General features: G+C 52.6%; 21 protein-coding genes. All 21 read left to right on the top strand.

What is annotated here, in order from left to right; genetic code table 11:
- Positions 1-53: 53 nt before the first annotated feature.
- The 21 genes from BM412_RS14045 to BM412_RS13945 all read left to right on the top strand — a co-directional run bounded on the left by BM412_RS14045 (position 54) and on the right by BM412_RS13945 (position 22,329).
- Positions 54-473 carry a methylglyoxal synthase gene (locus BM412_RS14045; RefSeq protein ID WP_090976676.1) on the top strand — a complete coding sequence of 140 codons (420 nt, stop codon included), beginning with the start codon at positions 54-56 and terminating at the stop codon, positions 471-473.
- Complete coding sequence (bshB1, locus tag BM412_RS14040; protein ID WP_091218938.1) at positions 470-1,168, top strand: bacillithiol biosynthesis deacetylase BshB1; 699 nt, start codon at positions 470-472, stop codon at positions 1,166-1,168. The genes BM412_RS14045 and bshB1 overlap by 4 nt, the downstream gene beginning before the upstream one ends.
- Before the next feature lie 129 nt (positions 1,169-1,297).
- On the top strand, positions 1,298-2,458 hold the full coding sequence (gene bshA / locus BM412_RS14035; protein WP_091218935.1) for an N-acetyl-alpha-D-glucosaminyl L-malate synthase BshA: 1,161 nt from the start codon (positions 1,298-1,300) through the stop codon (positions 2,456-2,458).
- A gap of 47 nt (positions 2,459-2,505) precedes the next feature.
- Positions 2,506-3,846 (top strand): CCA tRNA nucleotidyltransferase, encoded by a 1,341-nt coding sequence (locus BM412_RS14030; protein ID WP_091218932.1) that lies wholly within the window; start codon positions 2,506-2,508, stop codon positions 3,844-3,846.
- Positions 3,843-4,820: a biotin--[acetyl-CoA-carboxylase] ligase gene (locus BM412_RS14025; RefSeq protein WP_091218930.1), complete on the top strand. Its 978-nt coding sequence runs from the start codon at positions 3,843-3,845 to the stop codon at positions 4,818-4,820. The genes BM412_RS14030 and BM412_RS14025 overlap by 4 nt, the downstream gene beginning before the upstream one ends.
- Before the next feature lie 402 nt (positions 4,821-5,222).
- Entirely contained in the window at positions 5,223-6,191 is a 969-nt protein-coding gene (gene panB / locus BM412_RS14020; protein WP_091218927.1) for a 3-methyl-2-oxobutanoate hydroxymethyltransferase, read from the top strand.
- A complete protein-coding gene (gene panC / locus BM412_RS14015) occupies positions 6,188-7,156 on the top strand; it encodes a pantoate--beta-alanine ligase (RefSeq protein WP_091218924.1) in 969 nt (322 codons plus the stop codon). The genes panB and panC overlap by 4 nt, the downstream gene beginning before the upstream one ends.
- The gene (panD, locus tag BM412_RS14010; RefSeq protein ID WP_091218921.1) at positions 7,071-7,454 is read left to right on the top strand and encodes an aspartate 1-decarboxylase; all 384 of its coding nucleotides are present in this window, start codon (positions 7,071-7,073) and stop codon (positions 7,452-7,454) included. The genes panC and panD overlap by 86 nt, the downstream gene beginning before the upstream one ends.
- 131 nt (positions 7,455-7,585) lie before the next feature.
- A complete protein-coding gene (locus BM412_RS14005) occupies positions 7,586-8,377 on the top strand; it encodes a hypothetical protein (RefSeq protein ID WP_091218918.1) in 792 nt (263 codons plus the stop codon).
- 24 nt (positions 8,378-8,401) lie between these two features.
- Positions 8,402-11,314, top strand: a complete 2,913-nt coding sequence (dinG, locus tag BM412_RS14000) for an ATP-dependent DNA helicase DinG (RefSeq protein WP_091218916.1) — start codon at positions 8,402-8,404, stop codon at positions 11,312-11,314.
- A complete protein-coding gene (locus tag BM412_RS13995; protein WP_091218913.1) occupies positions 11,311-11,967 on the top strand; it encodes a redox-sensing transcriptional repressor Rex in 657 nt (218 codons plus the stop codon). Before dinG ends, BM412_RS13995 begins: the two co-directional genes overlap by 4 nt.
- Positions 11,948-13,249, top strand: coding sequence for an amidohydrolase (locus BM412_RS13990; protein ID WP_091218911.1), 1,302 nt, complete (start codon positions 11,948-11,950; stop codon positions 13,247-13,249). Before BM412_RS13995 ends, BM412_RS13990 begins: the two co-directional genes overlap by 20 nt.
- Positions 13,249-13,770 carry a cell wall elongation regulator TseB-like domain-containing protein gene (locus BM412_RS13985; RefSeq protein WP_091218908.1) on the top strand — a complete coding sequence of 174 codons (522 nt, stop codon included), beginning with the start codon at positions 13,249-13,251 and terminating at the stop codon, positions 13,768-13,770. Before BM412_RS13990 ends, BM412_RS13985 begins: the two co-directional genes overlap by 1 nt.
- Positions 13,771-13,917: 147 nt before the next feature.
- Positions 13,918-14,454, top strand: a complete 537-nt coding sequence (locus BM412_RS13980) for a hypothetical protein (RefSeq protein WP_091218906.1) — start codon at positions 13,918-13,920, stop codon at positions 14,452-14,454.
- Positions 14,447-15,967, top strand: coding sequence for an AAA family ATPase (locus BM412_RS13975; RefSeq protein WP_091218903.1), 1,521 nt, complete (start codon positions 14,447-14,449; stop codon positions 15,965-15,967). The genes BM412_RS13980 and BM412_RS13975 overlap by 8 nt, the downstream gene beginning before the upstream one ends.
- Positions 15,968-16,101: 134 nt before the next feature.
- Complete coding sequence (locus BM412_RS13970; protein WP_256256302.1) at positions 16,102-16,977, top strand: 3-hydroxyacyl-CoA dehydrogenase family protein; 876 nt, start codon at positions 16,102-16,104, stop codon at positions 16,975-16,977.
- Positions 16,974-18,173, top strand: coding sequence for an acetate/propionate family kinase (locus BM412_RS13965; protein WP_091218901.1), 1,200 nt, complete (start codon positions 16,974-16,976; stop codon positions 18,171-18,173). The genes BM412_RS13970 and BM412_RS13965 overlap by 4 nt, the downstream gene beginning before the upstream one ends.
- 52 nt (positions 18,174-18,225) lie before the next feature.
- Complete coding sequence (gene asnS, locus BM412_RS13960) at positions 18,226-19,521, top strand: asparagine--tRNA ligase (RefSeq protein WP_091218899.1); 1,296 nt, start codon at positions 18,226-18,228, stop codon at positions 19,519-19,521.
- Positions 19,522-19,545: 24 nt separating this feature from the next.
- Complete coding sequence (locus BM412_RS13955; protein WP_091218896.1) at positions 19,546-20,394, top strand: DnaD domain protein; 849 nt, start codon at positions 19,546-19,548, stop codon at positions 20,392-20,394.
- Positions 20,395-20,574: 180 nt separating this feature from the next.
- Positions 20,575-21,669 (top strand): CDP-glucose 4,6-dehydratase, encoded by a 1,095-nt coding sequence (gene rfbG / locus BM412_RS13950; RefSeq protein WP_091218893.1) that lies wholly within the window; start codon positions 20,575-20,577, stop codon positions 21,667-21,669.
- Between the two features lie 180 nt (positions 21,670-21,849).
- Positions 21,850-22,329, top strand: a complete 480-nt coding sequence (locus tag BM412_RS13945; RefSeq protein WP_091218891.1) for a Fur family transcriptional regulator — start codon at positions 21,850-21,852, stop codon at positions 22,327-22,329.
- The last annotated feature ends 22 nt before the right edge of the window (positions 22,330-22,351 follow it).

Below are 22,351 nucleotides of genomic sequence, written 5' to 3'. Positions count from 1 at the left end.
AAACCGCGCAATTACATCATATGCGGATATTCAGGAGAGGAGTGCGGCTGGTAATGAACATCGCGTTTATTGCGCACGATCGAAAGAAAGATGAAATGGTTAACTTTGTCATCGCGTACGAGCATGTTTTTCAAGGTCATAATCTCTATTCGACAGGTACGACGGGCACTCGAATTATGGAGCAAACGAAGCTGTCGATTCATCGCTTCATGTCCGGACCGCTTGGCGGGGATCAGCAAATCGGTGCTCTTGTAGCTCAAAATGAAATGGACCTCATTATTTTCTTGCGCGATCCCTTAATGGCGCAGCCGCACGAGCCGGACATCATTGCCTTATTGAGGCTTTGCGATGTGCAAGGAATACCTGTAGCAACGAATGTCGCTACAGGCGAGCTGCTGGTCAGAGCGCTGCAACGCGGCGACTTCGCGTGGCGTGAGCTCGTTCACAAATATAAGCCGGGTGAAGCGGAATGATCGAAGCCGTTGATATGCTTGCATTCGGCGCCCATCCTGATGATGTTGAAATCGGCATGGGCGGAACAATTGCCAAACATACTTCAGAAGGCTATAAGGTAGCCATCTGCGATTTGACGGAAGCAGAGATGTCTTCTAACGGCACCGTGGAAACAAGGCGGCAGGAAGCTGCCGAAGCTTCTTTGGTGCTTGGCTTATCGTATCGTTCGACACTGAGACTGCCGGACAGGGGCTTAACCGGAGCAGCCGATCAGATCGAGGCGATCGTAACGGAAATTCGCCGTTTGCGACCGCGTCTTGTCTTCGCGCCTTATTGGTCGGACAGGCATCCGGATCATGTCAGCTGCAGCAGACTGATCGAAGAAGCGGTGTTCAATGCCAAGCTTCGCAATTATTTGCCGGGACTGCCCCCTGTAAATGTAGAGCAGCTATACTTCTATTACATAAACGACAGCAATGAGGTCAGTCTCATTACCGATATTAGCGAGCATATGGAGACGAAGATTAGATCGCTTCAAGCCTATCGCTCACAGTTTGCGCCTCCGGAGCAAGGAGAAGACCGCGTACAGACGCCGCTTACCGATCGCTATATTCAGCGTGTTGAAGCGCGGGACATGTTACTCGGGCAGACGAGAGGCTGGGCATATGCGGAAGGATTTGCAATAAAGCGCCCGCATACGGTAACTTTATTTTAGTGAATGGTTTGAGGTAGCGAAATTCGCCTAAATTAGGGCATATAATTGGAAAAACGAGTTCATTTGCTCGAAGGATGGCGAAATCGTTTATCTGTAAGCCATAGCGTTGTACAACAGGAGGTGGAAGACATGGCCAAACGCTTGAAAATCGGGATTACTTGTTATCCGACACTAGGCGGCTCCGGCGTTGTTGCAACGGAGCTTGGAAAGCTTCTTGCAGAGAAGGGGCATGAAATTCATTTTATTACTCATAGCGTTCCTTTCCGTCTTGGACAATTCCAGAAAAACATTTTTTATCATGAAGTGGAAGTAAACGATTATTACGTATTCCGTTATCCGCCTTATGATTTATCATTAGCCAGTAAAATGGCGCAGGTCGTCAAAAATCAGCAGCTGGATGTTCTTCATGTCCATTACGCGGTTCCTCATGCCGTCTGTGCGTTCCTGGCGAAGCAGATGGTCGGCGATCAGCTGAAGACCGTTACGACGCTGCATGGAACAGACATTACGGTGCTTGCGCAGGATGAGTCGCTCAAGGATTTGATCCGGATGGGCATTAACAAGAGCGATGCGGTGACGGCGGTATCGAATGATCTGATTTGTGAAACGCGCGAGCTGCTCGATATTACGAAACCAATTGAGCTCACCTATAACTTTGTCGACAAACGCGTCTATTACCCGCGGGAATGCAGCTCGCTGCGAAGCGATTTTGCGAGTAAAGACGAGAAAATATTAATGCATATTTCCAATTTCAGACCGGTTAAACGGCTAAGCGATGTCGTAGATATCTTTGCTAAGGTGTCTAAAGAACTGCCAAGCCGCCTGCTTCTTGTCGGCGAAGGGCCGGATCTGCCGAAGGTCCAGCAGCGCATTCGCCAGCTTGGCTTGCAAGATCGGGTTCATTTCCTCGGCAAACAAGATGATGTGGCGCAGGTAATCTCGATCGCGGACGTCATGCTGCTGCCTTCTGAGAAAGAAAGCTTCGGACTTGTTGCGCTGGAGGCCATGGCCTGCGGCGTTCCGACGATCGGATCGATTGCCGGAGGTATTCCCGAGCTTGTCACGCATGGCGAAACAGGCTACTTATCGCCGATTGGCGATACAGACAGCATGGCAGCCAATGCGATTCAATTGCTTCGCAATCCTGAGCTGTACCGAAAAGTCCGTGAAGCTTGCCTTCACCGGGCGCGCCGTCAGTTCTGTAATGATTTGATTACGGCTGAATACGAGCGTATCTACTACAAAGTACTCGGGATAGAAGCTGAAATTCCGGTGCCGGTCTGCGATTAATGAAACACGATGAACGATGAATAATAAACCTTAGGAGGGGAGTGCCGATGTCGTGGAGTGATGCGCTGACAAGGGCGCTCCCTTTGCTTCATACACTTGAAAGCTTAGGGCATGAATCGGTGTTTGTAGGCGGCTGCGTCCGCGACACGATTACGGGACGGACGCTCAAGGATGTCGATATTGCCACTGCAGCATCTCCGGAGCAGGTGATTGCTGCATTCCCGCATACGATTCCTACCGGCCTGCAGCATGGAACCATAACGGTAGTACACGAGCGTATAACTTACGAGGTGACCACATTCCGCACGGAATCGGCCTATGAGAAGTTTAGGCGGCCTGCTCAGGTGCAATTCGTGAAGAGCTTGGACGAGGATCTGCTTCGCCGTGATTTCACCATAAACAGCATGGCGATGCGCAGTGACGGATCGATCTATGATCCATTCGGCGGACAGCGGGATCTTCGCGAAGGTGTGCTTCGCTGCGTCGGTGATCCGGATGCGAGACTGCAGGAGGATGCGCTGCGCATTGTGCGCGCGGTGCGTTTTGCCGCTTCATTCGATCTGCGGATTGCCGTGCAGACTTGGCGCGCGATTTTGCGGCACAAACATCTGCTGGCACATATCGCGATGGAGCGAATTGGCCTGGAGTTCGACAAAATGATCAGCGGCAGTGATCCTGCACGCGCAGCCGCATATCTTGCGGTCAGCGGTCTGCTGAAGCATACGAAAGAACCGCTGCCGCACCTCCTGGTAGCGTCGGCGGAACAGTATAAGCAGGCGCATGAAGAGGCGTCATTGCAAGCTGCCGGCAATAGCAGAGACGCCGTGGTGCAAACCATGACACGGCTGGAAGCCGATGAGGATCGCTGGGCTGCGCTTTGCATGGCGCTTCGGCTCGACCAAGGACAAGCCGATGAGCTGTTCGCAAGGCTCCGTTATGCCACGGCTCGCAGCACGCAATTGAAGGCTGTAATTGGCATTCATACCGCGCTGCAGGTTGATTTTGAATTGGACGAGAGTGGACGTCGGAAGTGGATTCGTCTTCTTTTGCAATATGAGAAACAAGCTGCGCAGCAGTGGCTGCGAATAGGGACAGCCATCCCTGAGCTTGTTTCGGCAGAGGCAGGGATGTCCAATACTATATTAGAACAGCTTTACGCGTGGCTGGAGGCCGTACCGGCTTCTTCGATCCGTGAGCTGGCTGTCAAAGGAACGGATCTTCTTGCTATCTCGAAGCAAACATCGGGACCGTGGCTTGGCGGTCTGTTAAATGAGCTGCTGCAAGCGGTGGCTGCAGGAGAAATTCCGAATGACAAACAAACATTGCTCCAGGCAGCAGCGGCAATGGTCCATAACCCTAGATCGGAAGTCCAAGAGGAGTTAACATGAATCGTATACTAGAGCTGTTAGAGCAGCAATCGACCGGTTATCTTTCAGGCGAACTGCTAAGTCAAGAGCTCCAAATCAGCCGAACCGCGGTTTGGAAGCATATTAAGAAGCTGGAAGCCGCAGGCTACCAGATCGAAGCTTCGAGGCGTTTAGGCTATCGGTTAATCGGCCGTCCTTCTAAGCTCACTCCGCAGGAACTGACGATGAAGCTGCAGAGCAAAGGAACTTCGATCATACAGAAGATCCGCATGTTCGATTCCGTTGATTCCACGCAAAATATTGCGCAGCGATTGGCAGAAGAAGGTGCGGAAGAAGGCACCCTTGTGATTGCAGAGCAGCAAACGAGCGGCCGTGGACGGTTGGGACGCAAATGGGTGTCGCCTTCAGGAAAAGGGATTTATATGAGCTTTATTTTGAGGCCGGGCATGCCTTTGCATTTTGCTCCGCAGTTAACGCTGCTGACAGCGGTGGCACTCTGCCGAGCGCTGCGAGCTATCGCCGCGCCGCTCGATATCGGCATCAAATGGCCAAACGACCTGCTGATCGGCGGCAAGAAAATCAGCGGCATTCTGCTGGAGTCCACCGCTGAGGAAGAACGGCTGCGTTACGTCATTGCCGGCATAGGAATCAGCGTCAATCTAACGGCTGACGACTTCCCGCAGGAGCTGCTGGATATCGCAACTTCGCTTCAGATCGAGCTTGGAAAGCCGCTTGATCGAGCTGATATAATCGCAGGATTCTTCGAACAGTTCGAGCAGCTTTATACGATCTATCAGAAGGATGGCTTCGGTCCGATTCGAATGTTATGGGAGGCGCTGTCGGTTACGCTGAATAAACCGACAAGACTGATTCTCTCGAGCGGGGAAACCATGGCAACGCCGGTCGGTCTTAATGAGCAAGGTGCTCTGCTTGTGCGGAAGAGCGATGGGACGATCGTACCGATTTTTTCGAGCGAACAAGTGCCCCAAGGATAGGCGAAGGGTTCATAGACGCGGCATCGTTTTTTTGATATACTCGCCTTACTAGCATGCTCCATTAATGGGTGGTATCGTCTTGTGCGAACTGCACCGGAAAGTGGAGCTTCAGTTTGCGTATAGGATTGGGATGAATCGTTAGACAGTGCGCATTCTGCTCTGAGCCGTTAGGGACCGAGACAGAAGGAAGCTCTTATTGAAACGCGCTTCTCCGCCAATAGGCCGGTGACAGTCGTTTCGCCTTGAAACAGGACGTTCCTTTTTGGATTGGACCTTTGTAGCGGGTGCTAGAAGGTTTTTTTGTGTTGATCACATAGGACGACCCGCGATCGTGAAAGCTTAAACTAAGCTTTACAGATCCACGTGAGGGAGTCGGACCAATCCCTGAAGGAGGACGGAGCCATGAAACAACCGTTGACTATTACGAAGCTTAAGAAAATGAAGCAAAGCGGCGAGCCAATTTCCATGCTGACCGCCTATGATTATCCTTCGGCTAAACTTGCCGAAGAAGCCGGAATCGATGTTATTCTTGTCGGAGATTCACTCGGTAACGTTGTGCTTGGTTACGATACGACAATTCCCGTAACGTTAGACGATATGGTTTATCATTCCAGAGCAGTAGCTCGTGGTGCAACAAATACATTTATCGTCGCCGATTTGCCATTCATGACGTATCGGCTTGGCAAAGAAACGACGCTCCGCAATGCGGGCCGTTTGCTGCAAGAAGGGTATGCGCATGCGGTTAAACTGGAGGGCGGCGCAGATATCGCGGATGAGGTTGCCGCATGCGTCAGAGCAGGCATTCCCGTTATGGGGCATATCGGGCTTACGCCGCAGTCCGTTCATCAGCTTGGCGGATATCGCGTACAAGGGAAGCTTGAACGCGAAGCGCAGCAGTTGATCGAAGATGCCAAGGCACTTGAAGCGGCCGGAGCATTCTGTATCGTGCTTGAGCTTGTAACGGAGCCGCTGGCCGAAGCGATCTCGTCGGCGCTTTCGATTCCAACCATCGGCATCGGTGCAGGCCGCGGCTGTGATGGTCAAGTGCTTGTGTATCATGATATTTTGCAATATGCATCGCCATACCGGGAGAAACGTTTCGTCAAAACCTATGCGGACCTCGGAACAACCATTCGTAATGCCATCGGAGCCTACGTCTCCGAAGTGAAGTCCCGAGAATTCCCGCAGGAAGCGCATGCGTTCCCGATGGAGCAGGAAATGCTGAGGCAGCTCTATGGCTCAGGTTCAGAATCAGGAACAGGCTCAAATGCAGCCTCCTCCTCCGATAAAGGAGAAACAGCTTCTGCAGCGTCATCCAAGCAGGCAGATAAGCCTGTCGCGGATGTCGTCAAAGGAGGCGGATCGGCATGATTGTCTGTACCACCATTCAAGAACTTAAAGCTCACCTGGCGCAGCAGCGAAAGAACAAACCGGATGGAGTCATCGGAATCGTTCCTACGATGGGATTTCTGCACGAAGGTCATGCAAGTCTGATGAAGCGGGCGCGTGAAGATTGCAATTATACCGTTTTAACCATATTTGTTAACCCGCTTCAATTTGGACCTAACGAAGATTTCGATCGCTATCCAAGGGACTTGGAGCGGGATTCCGCTCTTGCCGTTGCGAATGGGATCGATTTGCTGTTTGCACCGACCGTTCAAGAGATGTATCCGAGCAAACCGCTGACCAAAGTGCTGATCAGCGAAGTGACGGAACGCTTGTGCGGTGCCTCGCGACCGGGACATTTCGATGGTGTCGGCATCGTTGTCAGCAAGCTGTTTAATCTGGTTCAACCGGATCGCGCTTATTTCGGCATGAAAGACGCCCAGCAGGTTGCAGTTATCGAGCAGATGGTACATGATCTCAATATGCCGGTCCAGATTGTACGCTGCGAAACGATACGCGAAGCAGACGGCCTCGCCATGAGCTCGCGCAATGTGTATCTAAGCGCCGATCAGCGTAAGCAGGCCGTTATATTGTCAGAAACGCTTAGAGCGGCTGACAGCTGGCTCAAGCAGCCTGGAATGACGCGTATGAAGCTGTCTAAGCTAATCGCGGATTCCATTCGTTCCGTTCCGCTTGCGGAGATTGATTATGCAGAACTTCTTACTTACCCGACCTTATCGCCTATTGATGCCAATACGGAATTATCCGCTCTATCTCAAACCATTATTATTGCGCTTGCGGTCAAATTCGGCAGCACGCGTTTGATCGACAATCGTTTATTTCAACTCGGCGGAGGTGACACAAATGTTCAGAACAATGATGAAGTCCAAACTTCACCGGGCGACCGTCACGGAAGCGAACCTCAACTATGTGGGCAGCATCACCATTGATGAGGACTTGATGGAACTTGCCGATCTTTGGCCTAATGAGAAAGTTCAAATCGTAAATAATAATAACGGTGCCCGTCTGGAAACGTACGTCATTACCGGGCCGCGCGGCTCCGGCGTGATCTGTTTGAACGGCGCGGCGGCACGGCTGGTACAGCCTGGCGATAATGTCATTATTATCGGTTACGGCATGATGACCGACGAGGAAGCGCGAACGTACAAGCCAAAGGTTGTCATCCTTGATGCAGAAAACAAGCCTGTTCAAATGCTTGAGCAGGAATTGCATGCCACTATTTTGTAAACCGTCGTCAGCCGCAAACTTGATGCCAGCGCTGTGAAACGTCTGGGACTGAGTATGAAAAGCAGTGCCGGGGCAAAGAATGAGCATAACAAATTCACTTCTATCCTGGCGTGAAGGTGGGTGCGTACGATATGTTCAAACATGTATTTGCTACCATGCAGGAAATGCTCGAAGAAATTATTATCCATTATCCGCACGCTAACGGCGCACAACGCAAGCAGCTTGATGAACAGTTGTCATCTCTTAAACAGTTCAGCGATACGTTTATTGAGGAATGGCTTCAATTTGAAGAGAAGATGGCGGATTTCCGAGATCTGCAGCTGGCACATTCAAAAGGCAGCTCTGCCGGCCAAGCACCGCTTAAGCCGGCAGCACCTGCATCAGCACCCGTTTACCCTAAGATCATCTCGGCCGTTCCTACACCGCCTGCCTTGCAGCAGAAGCCTGCTGCAGGAAGCAAAGGGAATCAAAGCACGGCTGACTCCGACGAGAAGACAGATCCATTAGATGATGATGCCGTGATTGAAATGCAGCAGGCGATGTCCAAAGGTCAAGGCTATTTTAAATTATTTATGTTTAAAGATGCGTTCAAGCATTTCCAAGATGCGGTCAGAAGATCGCCGGATGATAATCGTGCTCGGCTGTTTCTAGGTATGACATGCATGCATTTGCAGGAATGGCACGAAGCTCAGCGTCACTTCCAGCTGCTCGTAGAAGTTACCGAGCATCCGAAGTGGAAGGCGCTTGGCCTCAACGCACTGGGCTGCATACAAGCTGTCCGCATGAATTTAGAACAGGCGGCCGTCTATTTTGAGAAGGCCCATGAAGCGGATCCTAATTTTACCGATCCATTGTCGAATATGAAGTCATGCGAGCAGCATGCAGGCCAGCTATCCTTGTTGTTCGGGAGTGGCCAGCTTTAGTTTTTGTGAGAGGATACTTACCGGATGAATTATGCCGTACTGGATTTGGAAACGACCGGTCATAGTGCCGGCGATGAAATGATACAAGTAGGTCTTGTGCTGCTGGATGAACAATTAAACGTTGTTCATTCATACAGTACGTTCGTCAAACCGACGATTGCGATTCCGCCCTTCATCACGCAGCTAACCGGCATCGACGAGTCGATGGTCGCGGAAGCGCCGGATCTTGATGAGGTGCTGCTGGAGCTCATACCGCTGCTCAGCGACGCTGTTCTCGTTGCGCACAATGTCGGCTTTGATGCAGGCTTCCTCAACTCGGCGCTTGATCGTTGCGGTTATTTGCCTTTCGACGGAAGACGGCTGGATACGATTGATTTATTGCGAATCCTTTATCCGACTTTAACGACCTATCAGCTGGGCGCGGTGACGGAATTGTTCGGAATCGAGCATGATCAGCATCACCGCGCGGACAGCGATGCGATGGCAACGGCGGAGCTGTTCGTCAATTGCTATAACAAGCTGCAGGGTTTGCCGCTGTTAACGCTGCAGCGACTGGCTAATTTGCTTGGCGATGATCTGGATGATTTGGGCTGGTTCGTCTCCCAAATGGCATTCCTGAAAGAAACGCAAACGTCGATCGATCCTGATGCTTATCATTACTTCCGACAATTTGCCATGAAGGCAGGCGATTGGTCAGAAGAACAGCATCCGAGGGAGAACATGGATGAGGAAGCCGGAGCGTCCGTGACAGACTGGACGTTCCCGCAATTTCTGTCGCATATCAAGAACGAAATTGCGGCCCTTATTTCCGGTTATGAAGAACGGGAACCGCAAAATATGATGTTCCAAGAAGTGATTGATGCGCTGGAAGAGGAGCGTCATTTGCTCATAGAAGCGGGTACAGGCACAGGAAAGTCGCTGGGTTACCTGATCCCGGCTCTGTACTATGGTGTCCAGCACAACAAGAAGATAGTCGTCAGCACGCACACGATTAACCTGCAGGAACAACTGCGGGCGCGCGATCTGCCGCTTCTGCAGGCTGTCATGCCTTATCCATTCCGAGCCGCCGTCTTTAAAGGACGCGGCAATTATTTATGTTTGCGCAAGTTTGAAGGTAAAGTAAATATGCGCGATTTCGCTTCACCGGCGGAGGACAGAATAACGGCTTCGCAGATGGTCGTATGGCTGAGTGAATCGAATCATGGGGATCAGGAAGAACTCAATTTTGGCAATCGCGGTGCTGATTTCTGGGGAACGGTTGCAAGTGACACCGATTCCTGTCTCAATCGCGCCTGTCCGTGGTTCAAACGGTGCTACTATCACCGGGCGAAGCAAGAAGCGAACATTGCGGATGTCGTCATCACGAACCATTCCATGCTCTTTACGGATATAAGAGCTGACCATCGCTTGCTTCCCGGTTACGAGCATCTCATCCTCGATGAGGCGCATCATCTGGAAGAAGTTGCGGGTAAACATCTGGGAACACAGGTTTCATATTATTCCGTTCAGCATCCTGTCCTAAGACTCTGCAAAGATGCGCGCAATGGTCAATTGATAGCACTTAAGAGCAGACTCGCGAATGAAGATGTCGAGAAAACGCAGAAATGGCGCGAGGAAATCGATGAAGTTGTTCCGGTATTCGGTGACTTGCGCGATGAATGGGATCGCTTGTTTGAAATGTTATACACGCTGATGGGTAACGGGGCTTCCGGAACGAAGAGCTCAGGGGATGCCTCAAACGGCGAAACCGGGCAATTCGTGCTTAGACTCCGCAGCGGTAAGCTGCCGGATTATTGGTCGGATGCACAGCTCATTGAGGAAGCGATTAACGGATACTTAAGCCAAATCATCCGTCCTCTTGATAAAGTGTTTGCAGCTATCAAAGAAGAGATCGATGATCCGGGCATCGCCGCGCTGGTGACAGATTTAAGCGGTACTATCAAGGATCTGTCCCGGGCTCGAGATGATCTGCGCCAATTCATGAAAGCCGATAAGACAGATATGGTATATTGGCTGGAAGCCAACAGCAATTCCAGAGCGAAATCGATTCAGCTATATGCTGTACCTGCCGATGTGAGCAGCCAGCTGCGGACTTATTTCTTCGATATCAAGAAAAGCGTTATTCTCACTTCCGCGACCTTATCCGTTCAGAAATCATTTCAATATGCATGCGAGCAGTTAGGTCTGACGCAAGATGAGGAGCAGGGTCGCCTGAAGACGGTTCAGCTGCCGTCACCGTTCAATTACAGGGAACAAGCGCTGGTTATTATTCCGCGAAACTTTCCTGTACTGAAAGGAGCTGCCGGTGATCCTCAGTTCAATGACATGCTGGTGAAATCACTGACAGAGGCGGCGATCGAGACAAACGGTCGTATGCTCGTTCTGTTTACGTCCTATCGGATGCTCAAGCAGGTATATGATCCGCTCAAGGAAGCGCTGGCGATGAGCGGCATTCACGTTCTGGGACAGGGTATTGACAGCAGCAATCGAAGCAAACTTACACGGAGATTCCAACAGCAGCAAGCTTCTGTTCTTCTTGGAACAAGCAGCTTCTGGGAAGGCGTAGACATTCCAGGGGATGCGCTGACTTGTCTGGCCATCGTGAGACTGCCTTTCCAGCCGCCAAACCATCCGCTCGTAGAAGCGAAGTCTGAATTGCTGCAGGAGCAGAAGCAGAATCCGTTTATGAAGCTTTCCATCCCGCAAGCGGTAATCCGCTTTAAGCAAGGCTTTGGCCGTCTTGTTCGGACCGGCAAGGACCGCGGCATCGTTCTTATCTACGATACAAGAGTGATCGATACGTATTACGGCAAATATTTTCTATATTCCTTGCCGGGGCCGAAGATCGAGCATATGCATTTAGAGCAGATTGTGCCGCGGATACGGGAATGGCTTGCACCAAGTCCAAGTCCAAGTGAAGAAGAGGTGGAGAAATGAAGCCGATGAAAATATCCGAGGCGGTCGTTCGCAGACTTCCGGTTTACCTGCAGGTCTTGAACGATCTGAACATGCGGGATGTCCAGACGGTTTCATCACAAGATCTTGGCAACAAGCTGGATCTGAATCCGGCACAAATCAGAAAGGATCTCGCATACTTCGGCGATTTCGGCCGAAAAGGGATCGGCTATGACGTCACTTATCTCATCGAGAAAATCCGTCAAATTCTAAAACTGGACCAGCCGCTGAATGTAGGGTTGGTCGGTGCCGGCAACTTAGGCCGAGCACTGTGCAACTATAATACGTATTTGAAGGATAATATGAAAATTACGGCAGTCTTCGATGTTCATCCTTCTATGGTTGGTGCCTCCATTAACGGGTTGACGGTATTGCCGATGGATAAGCTGAAGGAAACGGTCGCTGCGTGCAACATCCGCATAGGGATCATTACAGTACCTGCAATTGAAGCGCAGAATGTGGCGGATAAATTCGTGGAGGCCGGTGTCGATGGCATCTTGAATTTTGCGCCAACCATTCTCAGAGTTCAGGAGCATGTACGAATCCATTATGCGAATTTCACCACTGAGCTGCTGAGCTTAGCGTATTACTTGGATGAAGAAGGGGTCGACGAGAATGAAACGGTTGTGGATTGAGAACGGAACGTTTGTCACAATGGACGAGGAGCGTCCCGTAGTGAAAGGCCATATGGTCGTAGAAGGCGATACAATACTATATCTGGATGAGCTGGCTCCGGATCCGGCACCCGCTGGGGCCGAACGTATAGATGGCCAAGGGCTTGTGTTCATGCCTGGTTTGATTAATACACACGGACATGCTGCGATGTCCTTGCTTCGCGGGTATTCCGATGACGAAGCGCTGCAAGTATGGCTCGAGCAGAAGATGTGGCCGATGGAAGGCAAATATACGGACGAGGATGCGCGCTGGGGAACGGCCCTTGCCGTCGCCGAGATGCTGAAATCCGGAACGACAACGTTCGTCGACATGTATGATCGGATGCATATCGTAGCCGGTGTTGTAGAGCAATCCGGTATGCGCGGACTGCTTACGCGCGGTGTCATTGGACTTTGCCCGCCGGATGTGCAAACGGCGAAGCTGGACGAAGCGAAGCAATTCGCGCAAGAGTGGAATGGACGAGCAAATGGCCGCATTCGTACGATGCTTTCGCCGCATGCTCCGTACACATGCCCGCCCAATTATATCGCACGTATCGTTGAGGCTGCGAATGAATTGGATCTGCCGCTACATACGCATATGTCGGAAACGGCTGCGGAAGTGCAGTTCAACGTCAATGATTACGGCTGCCGTCCGGTTGAGCACCTGGACAAGCTTGGTTTCTTCTCCCGCCCGGCTTTGGTCGCGCATGCGGTTCATCTAAACGATGAAGAGATTGCCCTTCTTGCCGAGCGTGGCGTAAGTGTTTCCCACAACCCTGCAAGCAACTTGAAGCTTGCGAGCGGAATTGCCCGAGTACCCGATTTGCTCAAAGCCGGCGTAACCGTATCTCTGGGTACGGACAGTGCGGCAAGCAATAACAATTTGGACCTGTTTGATGAAATTCGTTTGGCTGCACTTATTCACAAAGGAATCTCCGGCGACCCAACTGCGATTCCGGCTTGGGAAGCACTTAAGCTCGGTACCGTATACGGTGCGCGCGCAATCTGGCAAGAAGAGCGCCTGGGCGCACTTAAACCGGGCATGAAGGCTGACTTCATCGCTCTGAATATCGAACAGCCGCATTTCTATCCTCAAACTGAAATTGTCTCCCATCTGGTCTATTCCGGTTCCGGCCGTGACGTTGTTCACGTTTGGGTTGATGGTGTTCAAGTGGTGAAGCAAGGCGAGTGCGTCTTCCTGGACGAAGCGCAAATTCGCGCTGAGGCGCAGCGCTGCTTCGAAAGGCTGCTCTCGAGCTAATGCGCGCCAATCGACGCAAAAGACCGCCGGTCATGTCAGCAGGCCGATGGATAACACTTAGCGCTGCCTTGATTATTCTTATCTTGGTTGCGCTGAATTGGTATTATCGGTCTGTGCAATCACCTGTTTGGCGTGAAGAACAAGCTGCGGAAGCGGAAGCGAAGGATCGAGGAAGTCTCAGCAGCGTAGACAGCTCTTATCATTATGTATGGGATGAACCGGTCTGGATCGTGAAAGGGAAGGACCATAACGGCGACGCTACATATGTATGGTTGAAGCAAAATGAATCCATTACGCTGCGAGCGGATGAAGGCCTTGCTAAAGCCGATATTAAGGAACGGTTTCTGCTTGGCAAGCCGGACGCCGACATCTCTCATTTGAAGCTCGGCTTGTTCGGCGGTCAGCCGGTATGGGAAATCTTCTATTCCCGTGATCAAGCCGGCGTTACGAATCATTATTACGAGTTCTATCGCTTCCGCGATGGCGTCTTCCTGATTACGTATAAGCTGCCTGCCAGGTAACAAAGCCGATAAACCGTCAGAAAGTTCGACCATAGTTCCCTTTTATTACACGCTCTCTGCATCAGCAGGTTGTGATATACTTTCGTATAGCAGCAAGTGATAGACGAAAGTGCAGCGCAAATTGTTCGATGAAGGGGGCTTTTTGCTATGAAAATACGTTTGCTTCCAGCCATTCTAACGGCTGTTATTTCCGCCGGATTGTTAGTTGGCGGCTGGTATATACACCGTAATGTGGCGACGATTGAACCGCTTGAACGAATCGTTGCTGAAACTCCAGGCGTTATAGAAGGAAAGCCAATTATAGATCGCAGTTCCGTTACGATAGATTTAAAGCTGGACCGCGAAGCAAGTCTGCGGGACGTTTATGATACGATTGCAACGAAAGGCGACGACGTGATCGGCAATCGTGACCTGAAGCTTGATTTCCGTCATGACAACACGTCGAAGGAGCTCGATGAGGTTTGGTCCTCGATGCTCTTTGATATCGCGCAAGCCATGGAGCATCGCAATTATGCGGATATTCCGGCAACCTTGAAGCAAGTCCAGAACAAGTTCGCGGGCGTTACCGCGCAATCTGAGATGGACGATGTGAATGTTTATATCACATTGAAAGACAGCAAATCCGAGAAGCATATCGTACTGCCTCGTACGCCAAATACGTTGGGAGCGTGGCCGAATGTTTAAGTATGGGAAAGAAATGGCGATCGGCTTCGTGCCGATCTTTATCTTATTTCTGCAGTTTTTCGTTGGCGTGAACACGATTCCGCTCGTCTTGCTTGCCGTGATTGTCGGCGGTTTGCTGTTCATGGCGAAGACGCGCGGTAATCTGGCAACGGTAGGCGGCGGAAGCAGAGGGAAAGCCAGACCGCCAAAGCCGCTCTCGTTCGATCAAATCGGCGGACAGGACCGGGCGAAACAAGAGCTTGTCGAAGCGCTTGATTTTCTGATTCACGTGGATCAAATTTCGAAGTTCGGCATTCGACCGCTTAAGGGCATCTTGCTGACAGGTCCTCCGGGAACAGGAAAAACGCTGCTGGCGAAGGCGGCAGCCCATTATACGGATTCGGTCTACGTGGCCGCATCCGGCTCTGAATTCGTTGAAATGTACGTCGGTGTCGGCGCAAGCCGCATTCGTGAGTTGTTCAAGGAAGCGCGCCAGAAGGCGGCCAAACAGAATAAGGAAAGTGCGGTAATTTTCATTGATGAGATCGATGTTATCGGTGGAAAACGTGATGGCGGCCAGCAGCGCGAATATGATCAGACATTGAATCAGCTCTTAACTGAGCTTGACGGCATTCATACGTCCGATACGCCGCGCATTCTGCTGATCGGCGCGACGAACCGCAAGGAAATGCTGGATAGCGCACTGCTTCGTCCTGGCCGATTCGACCGTCATATCGCGGTTGATTTGCCGGATAAGAAAGGCCGCGCGCATATTCTCAATATTCACGCGCAGAACAAACCGCTTCATAGCGAGGAAGTAAACCTCGATAAAATTGCGGAGGAGTCCTTTGGTTTCTCCGGCGCGCAGCTGGAGAGCGTCATGAACGAAGCTGCCATCTATGCGATGCGTGAAGAAGGCGAAGTGATCAGCCAACGTCATCTATCCATGGCCATTGATAAAGTGATGATGGGTGAACGCACGGATCGCGAAGCGACGCACGAAGAGCGTGAACGGGTGGCGTTGCACGAATTGGGCCATGCGATTGCGGCAGAGCTTATTCGTCCGGGCAGTGTATCCCAGGTAGCGCTGCTGCCTAGGGGACAGGCGCTGGGGTACGTGCGTCACAACCCGCAGCAGGATAAATACTTGTATACAAAACCATTCTTGGAAGGTCAGATTATGATCGCGCTTGGCGGAGCTGCCGCGGAAGAGATGTTTTACGGCGGACGCAGTACCGGCTCCAGAGGTGATTTCGATCAAGCGATGAGCATCGTTCGTTCGATGGTGGAATCAGGTCTTACCGACCTTGGCATTATCGACGGCTCGATGATGACGCCTGACAAGTGGGCCGATGTGAACGGCCGTATCTTGAATGAGCTTATGGAACGCGTGAAGCGTATGCTCGAGAGTAATCGTGAAGTGTTTACGTCCTCGCTTAGCGTTCTGACTACTGAAGAAACGTTAAGCGGCGACCGCTTCCGTTCCTTGCTTGGAAATGCGGTTCCGGAAGAACAGCTGCTTGCAGCGCAATAACGGTTATGACGAAGAAGGCGGAGCCACTCCGCCTTCTTATTTGACTTCTCCCGCACCTTCAACGGACGGCGAGAGTCGTTTCTTCTTGGTTTAAAAAAATGTATAATAGACACAGAACTATGGAGGTGTGAAAGTTGACAGCGGTACGTAAAGCAGGCGTCGTTGGCGCCGGTACGATGGGGCAGGGCATTTGTGAAATGCTGGCCTTTAACGGTCTTGAGGTCTACATGGTAGAACGGGACCAAACACGGCTCAGTCATGCGATCTGCATGATTGAACAAAGCTTAGACAAGCAGATGGAGCGATGGGCGCTTACGTCAGCGGAGAAGAAGCTGGTCATGAACCGGATTCATCCCATGGCGGAGCTCTCGGATTTGGCCGAATGCGAGCTTGTTATTGAAACGATTACGGAGGATTTGGACAGCAAGCTGGACATCTTCAAACAGCTGGACCAAATTTGCGAGCCGCAGGTTATTCTGGCGAGCAATACGTCAACACTAAGCTTAACGGAGCTTGCGAGTGTGACCCATCATCCGGAGCGCGTAATCGGCATGCATTTCGTTTATCCGGTCAGCAAGACGGATTTGGTAGAAATCGTGCGCGGTCTTAGAACCTCAGATGAAACCTTCGAGCTAACCAAACATTTTGTTGAGGAAACGATACATAAGAAGGGCGTCATGGTGTTCGAATCGCCCGGCTTTGTCACCACGCGGCTCATTTGCCTGTTCATAAATGAGGCGCTTCACGTGCTTGAAGAAGGCGTCGCCTCGGCAGACGATATCGACAGCGCCATGCGGATCGGCTATTCGTTCCAGCACGGGCCATTCGAAATGGCGGACCGATTCGGTCTGGATGCGGTACTTGCAGCACTTGAGCGGATGTTCCGAGAATATGGGGAGCTCAAATACCGGCCTTCCTTCATTCTTAAGAAAATGGTACGAGGCGGGCAGCTCGGCGTGAAGAGCGGCGCCGGCTTCTTCAGCTACGATAAAGATGGAGGCCGAGTATGATCGTTCTCGTAATGAATGCAGGCAGCTCTTCGTTGAAATACCAGCTGTACAACATGGAGGATGAATCGGTTCTTGCCCAAGGCCGCGTAGAGCGAATTGGCATGGATGATTCCATTCTGACCCATGAACCGACTGGCGGTATTGAGGTGAATCGGGTTAGTGAAATTCTCGATCACAACGAAGCTGTCCGCAAAGTGATTAATATGCTGACGCACCGCGAACACGGCGTATTGAAGTCGATCGATGAAATCAAAGCCGTCGGTCACCGTGTCGTTCACGGAGGCGAAAGCTTCAAGCAATCCACCCTCGTTACCGTTGAGGTAAAGAAAGAAATCAGACGGCTGTTCGACTTGGCGCCGCTTCATAACCCGCCTGCGATGATGGGCATTACAGCGGTTGAGCTGAACCTGCCGGATGTGCCGCAAGCGGTCGTTTTCGATACGGCATTCCATCAATCGATGCCCATGGAGACGTTTCTGTATCCCATCCCGATGGTGCTGTACCGCCGCCACAAAATCAGACGGTACGGCTTCCACGGCACCTCGCATAACTATGTGAGCAAGCTGGCCGCCCAGAAGCTTGGCAAGCCGCTGAAAGAGCTGAAGATCGTGACCTGCCATATCGGCAACGGCGCCAGCTGCACGGCTATTCTGAACGGGGAGTCCTTTGACACCAGTATGGGCTTGACGCCGCTGGAAGGGCTGATGATGGGAACGAGGAGCGGGGATTTGGATCCGGCGATCGTGCCGTTCACGATGAACAAAGAAGAGCTGACGCTGAACGAAGTCAACTCTATGCTCAATAAGCATAGCGGACTTATGGCGATAAGCGGGATCAGCAGCGATATGCGCGAAATCGTGACCGCGATGGATGACGGCGATAAGCATGCGAAGCTCGCTTTCGATATGTATACGTACCGTCTTCGCAAGTATATAGGTGCTTATGCGGCTGGCATGAATGGCTTGGATGCCGTCGTGTTTACGGCCGGTGTAGGCGAGAATTCCGTTGCCGTCCGCAAAGCGGTCTGCGAGCAGCTGACTTTCCTCGGCATCGAGCTCGACGCAGCACGTAACGAAGAGCGATCGAAGGAAGTGCGATACATTTCGAAAGACGGCTCACGCGTCAGCGTGCTTGTCGTTCCGACGAATGAAGAGCTGTTGATTGCAAGAGATACGTATGAGCTCGTGAAAGAATAGATGGTTTATTGACTATTGAGATCCGTAAAGACGGAAAGGACGGAAACGAACGATGAAAAGGTTAACAACGATCGGACAATTGAAGGATTTTGCCGGACAATCGGTATGGATTGGCTGCTGGCTAAACGGTAAACGCTCCAGCGGTAAAATCCAATTTCTACAGCTGCGCGACGGAACAGGTTATGTGCAAGGCGTAGTCGTAAAGAGTGAAATCGAAGAAACGATCTGGAACTCCGCGAAGGAATTGACGCAGGAGAGCTCCCTATATGTGAAAGGTATCGTGCGTGAGGAGCCGCGCAGCCAGTCCGGCTTCGAGCTGACCGTTGAAGATATCGAAATTATCCAAATCGCGCAAGACTACCCGATTACGCCGAAGGAGCATGGCGTCGATTTCTTGATGGATCGTCGTCACCTTTGGCTGCGTTCGCCGAAGCAGCGCGCGATTCTCGTTATTCGTGCCGAGATTATCCGCTCGATTCAGCAGTTCTTTGATGAGCGCAACTTCACGCTCGTGGATCCGCCGATTCTGACGCCTTCTTCTTGCGAAGGCACGACGAATCTGTTCCAAACGAAATATTTTGACGAGGATGCTTACTTGACGCAAAGCGGTCAGCTCTACATGGAAGCTGCAGCGATGGCGCTTGGCAAGGTGTATTCCTTCGGACCGACGTTCCGTGCGGAGAAGTCGAAGACTCGCCGCCACTTGATCGAGTTCTGGATGATCGAGCCGGAGATGGCATTCGTGGATCATGAGGAAAACTTGCGCGTGCAAGAGCAGTTCGTATCCTTCGTGGTGCAAAATGTCGTGAAGAATTGCCGCAAGGAGCTTGAGACGATCGGCCGCGATATCAGCAAGCTGGAGAACATCGTAGCGCCGTTCCCGCGTATTACGTACGATCAGGCGATTGATTTCTTGCAGGAGAACAAGCATGAAATTCAGTGGGGCGAAGATTTCGGTGCGCCTCATGAAACGGCGATTGCGGAGAAATACGATCGTCCGGTGTTCATCACGCATTATCCGGCATCGTTCAAAGCGTTCTATATGAAGCCGGATCCGAACCGTCCGGAGGTTGTCCTTTGCGCGGATATGATTGCGCCGGAAGGATACGGTGAAATTATCGGCGGCTCGCAGCGGATCGACGATCCGGAGCTGCTTGCAGAGCGTTTCGCGGAGCATGAATTGTCAACGGAAGCGTACCAATGGTACCTGGACCTGCGTAAATACGGCACAGTGCCGCATTCCGGTTTCGGACTGGGGCTGGAGCGTACAGTGGCATGGATCTGCGGCTTGGAGCATGTGCGTGAAACGATTCCGTTCCCTCGTTTGCTGTACCGTCTGTATCCGTAAGCGCAAGGGAAGGGAGGACGAACGGTGAAAACCGAAATGTGGAAGGCCTACGCACGCGGAATGGCCGCCGCCATGAACGGCGGCGGCGTCGTGGTGCCGGCCGGTCTGCTCCGGGCTTATCGCGGCGTCGGGCTGACGGACACGGAGATGCTGCTTATGCTGCAGCTGATGACGTACCGCCAGGTCGAGGGCATCGATTTCCCGACGCCGGAGCAGTTGGCTGAGCGGCTTGGTATATTGCCCAATGCAGCGCATCAGCTGCTTAGCCGCTTGATGAAGGAAGAGCTGCTCGCCATCGATGAGGAAATCGATCCGGTGAGCGGCATGCAATTCGAACGCTACAATTGGAACGGCTTCATCATCCGCAGCGCGGAATGGCTGGCCGAGGAGGCACGCTTGTCGTTCGAAAACGAACGGGAGCTGCAGCGCGGCACTGCGGGCGTTGGAGTTGGCGTTAGTTCGGGAGCAGGCTCCGGAGCCGGAAGAGCATCGGGATCGGGTTTTGGAGCGTCAGGCGGTTATGTTGTTGGCGGAGCGGGTTCCGGCGGTATGGCAGTGGGCATCGGCAGTTCGCATGGCGGCGCTGACATCGCAGGCGAGTGGCCGAAGCAATCGGACTTATTTTCCGTCTTCGAGCAAGAGTTCGGCCGCCCGCTGTCCCCGATGGAATGCGAGACGATCAGCGCATGGGTGGACCAAGATCGTTATCCGGACGAGCTGATCCGCTTCGCTTTGAAGGAAGCCGTCTTCGCGGGAAAGCTGCATTTTCGCTATATCGACCGCATTCTTATCGAATGGAGCCGCAACCGGGTGACCAACACCGATGAAGCCAAAGCCCATACTCAGAAATTTCGCGGTGGCCGCGGGTCTTAAGGACCTGCGGTTTTTTTGTTTTTTGGTGGGGCGAAGGAGGCGAAAGCGGAGAGGGGAACGGGAGAGTGCTCGACGGGTATACTTGTCCGCAAACGAAATGGGGCGAAGTTGCATAAGCTGTTGTCATAGCTGTGGGAGTAGGCTTCACCCTAGGAAAGCGGAGAGGATGACAGGACAGCGATGCCGGATTATTCGTTTTGGCAAGGTAAACAGGTGTTGGTGACGGGGCATACGGGGTTTGTGGGAACGTGGCTTTGTTTATGGCTGCACCGTTTAGGGGCGGTTGTTACGGGATACAGCGATGAATTGCCGACTACGCCATCGATGTACCGTCTGTGCGGACTTGAGCACATCATACCGTGGACGCGAGGCGATATACGGGACTCCGAGAAGCTTACGGCCGCGCTGAGGGATGCGAAGCCGGAGGTGGTATTTCATCTGGCGGGGCAGTCGGAGCATCAAGGCAAGCATAGTACAGTTGAAATCTTCGATGTTAATGTCGCCGGGATGGCTGCGCTGCTGGATGCGGTGCGGATCGTACACGAGGATCACCCGATCCGCGCCGTAGTGGCCATGACCGCGGCGGATTGTTACGCGCCGCGCGATTGGGTGCTCGGCTACCGCGAAGCCGATGGCCTAGGCGGAGCGGAGCCCGGCTCCGCGAGCAAAGCATGCGCGGAGCTCGTCGTGTCCTCGTTCCGGCGCGCATACTTCGCCGGAAGTGCCGATGTGCCCGCGGTTGCGACCGTCCGCGCGGGCCATCTCATCGGCGGCGGCGACTTCGCCAGCGGCCGCCTCGTGCCGGACTGCGTGCGCGCCGCTGCCGGAGAGCGCGCAGCGCAGCCAGACGTGCAGCCGCGGCCGAGTGGCTTCCGGCCATGGCTGCACGTGCTTGAGGCGCTCGCGGGCAGCCTCGCGCTCGCGCAGCGGCTGTTCCCGCCCGGCGGCGGCTGCGACTTCGCCGAGGCGTGGAACCTGGGTCCGCGCACATGCGAAGCGCGGACCTCGGCCTGGCTGGCCGAGGCGCTGCGCGCTCGCCTCGGCGGCCAGCTGGCTGCGCCGGCGCCTGCCGGCGGGGCGGCGGGCCAGCGGCAGCAGTCGGATGCGGCGCCGATGCTGCTCGACACGACGAAGGCCGCTTCCCGCCTTGGCTGGCGGCCCCGGTGGGATGCGCAGCAAACAGCTCAGCATACGGCGGACTGGTACGCGGCCTGGATGCAAGGCGCGCCGATGCGCGATATCAGCGTATCGCAGATTGTACGGTATGAAACTTGACTATTCGCAGCAAAGAGCAGCCGCTGGGCTGCTCTTCGCTAATTGTGCTGCTCTACCGAATGGGGGAAATTGCGCAAACGGGATGAATTTCGAGCGAAATATGCTAAACTAAGGATATCACTTCCGAACTAGCAGCTGCAGGCAGCGTGAACCTTCGGAATATTGGAAGGACGTTTATCGATGTCAGAACTTCATTCCCATACTCATTCCCATTCGGATGCTCATAAATCGCAAGATACGGTCAAGCAAATGATTGAGATCATGTCGCAAAGCGGCTGGCGCATTACCGAGCAGCGCCGAGAGCTGGCTGAGATCTTCGCGAAGACAGAGGGGTATTTGTCTCCGAAAGACGTTTACGATCATATGTCGCGCGCGTATCCAAGCGTGAGCTTCGATACGGTTTATCGAAATTTGCGTCTTCTGAGCGAGATGGGGGCGCTGGAGCAGTTTTATTTTATGGATGGGGGCTTAAAGTTTCGTGTGAGCTGCCTGTCGCATCATCATCATCACTTAATTTGCATCAATTGCGAGAAAACGCTCACGTTTGAATATTGTCCGATGGAGCAATCGATCGATTTACCGGGTTCATTCAAAATTATGAATCACCGATTTGAGGTCTATGGCGTGTGTGAAGCCTGTCAACAAGAATCGGGTACATGATGTTCATGTATCCGATTCTTTT

Source organism: Paenibacillus sp. BC26 (assembly GCF_900116125.1).
GTDB classification, from domain to species: Bacteria; Bacillota; Bacilli; order Paenibacillales; family Paenibacillaceae; genus Paenibacillus_Z; species Paenibacillus_Z lignilyticus.
This window is presented reverse-complemented; position numbering and strand designations above follow the sequence as displayed.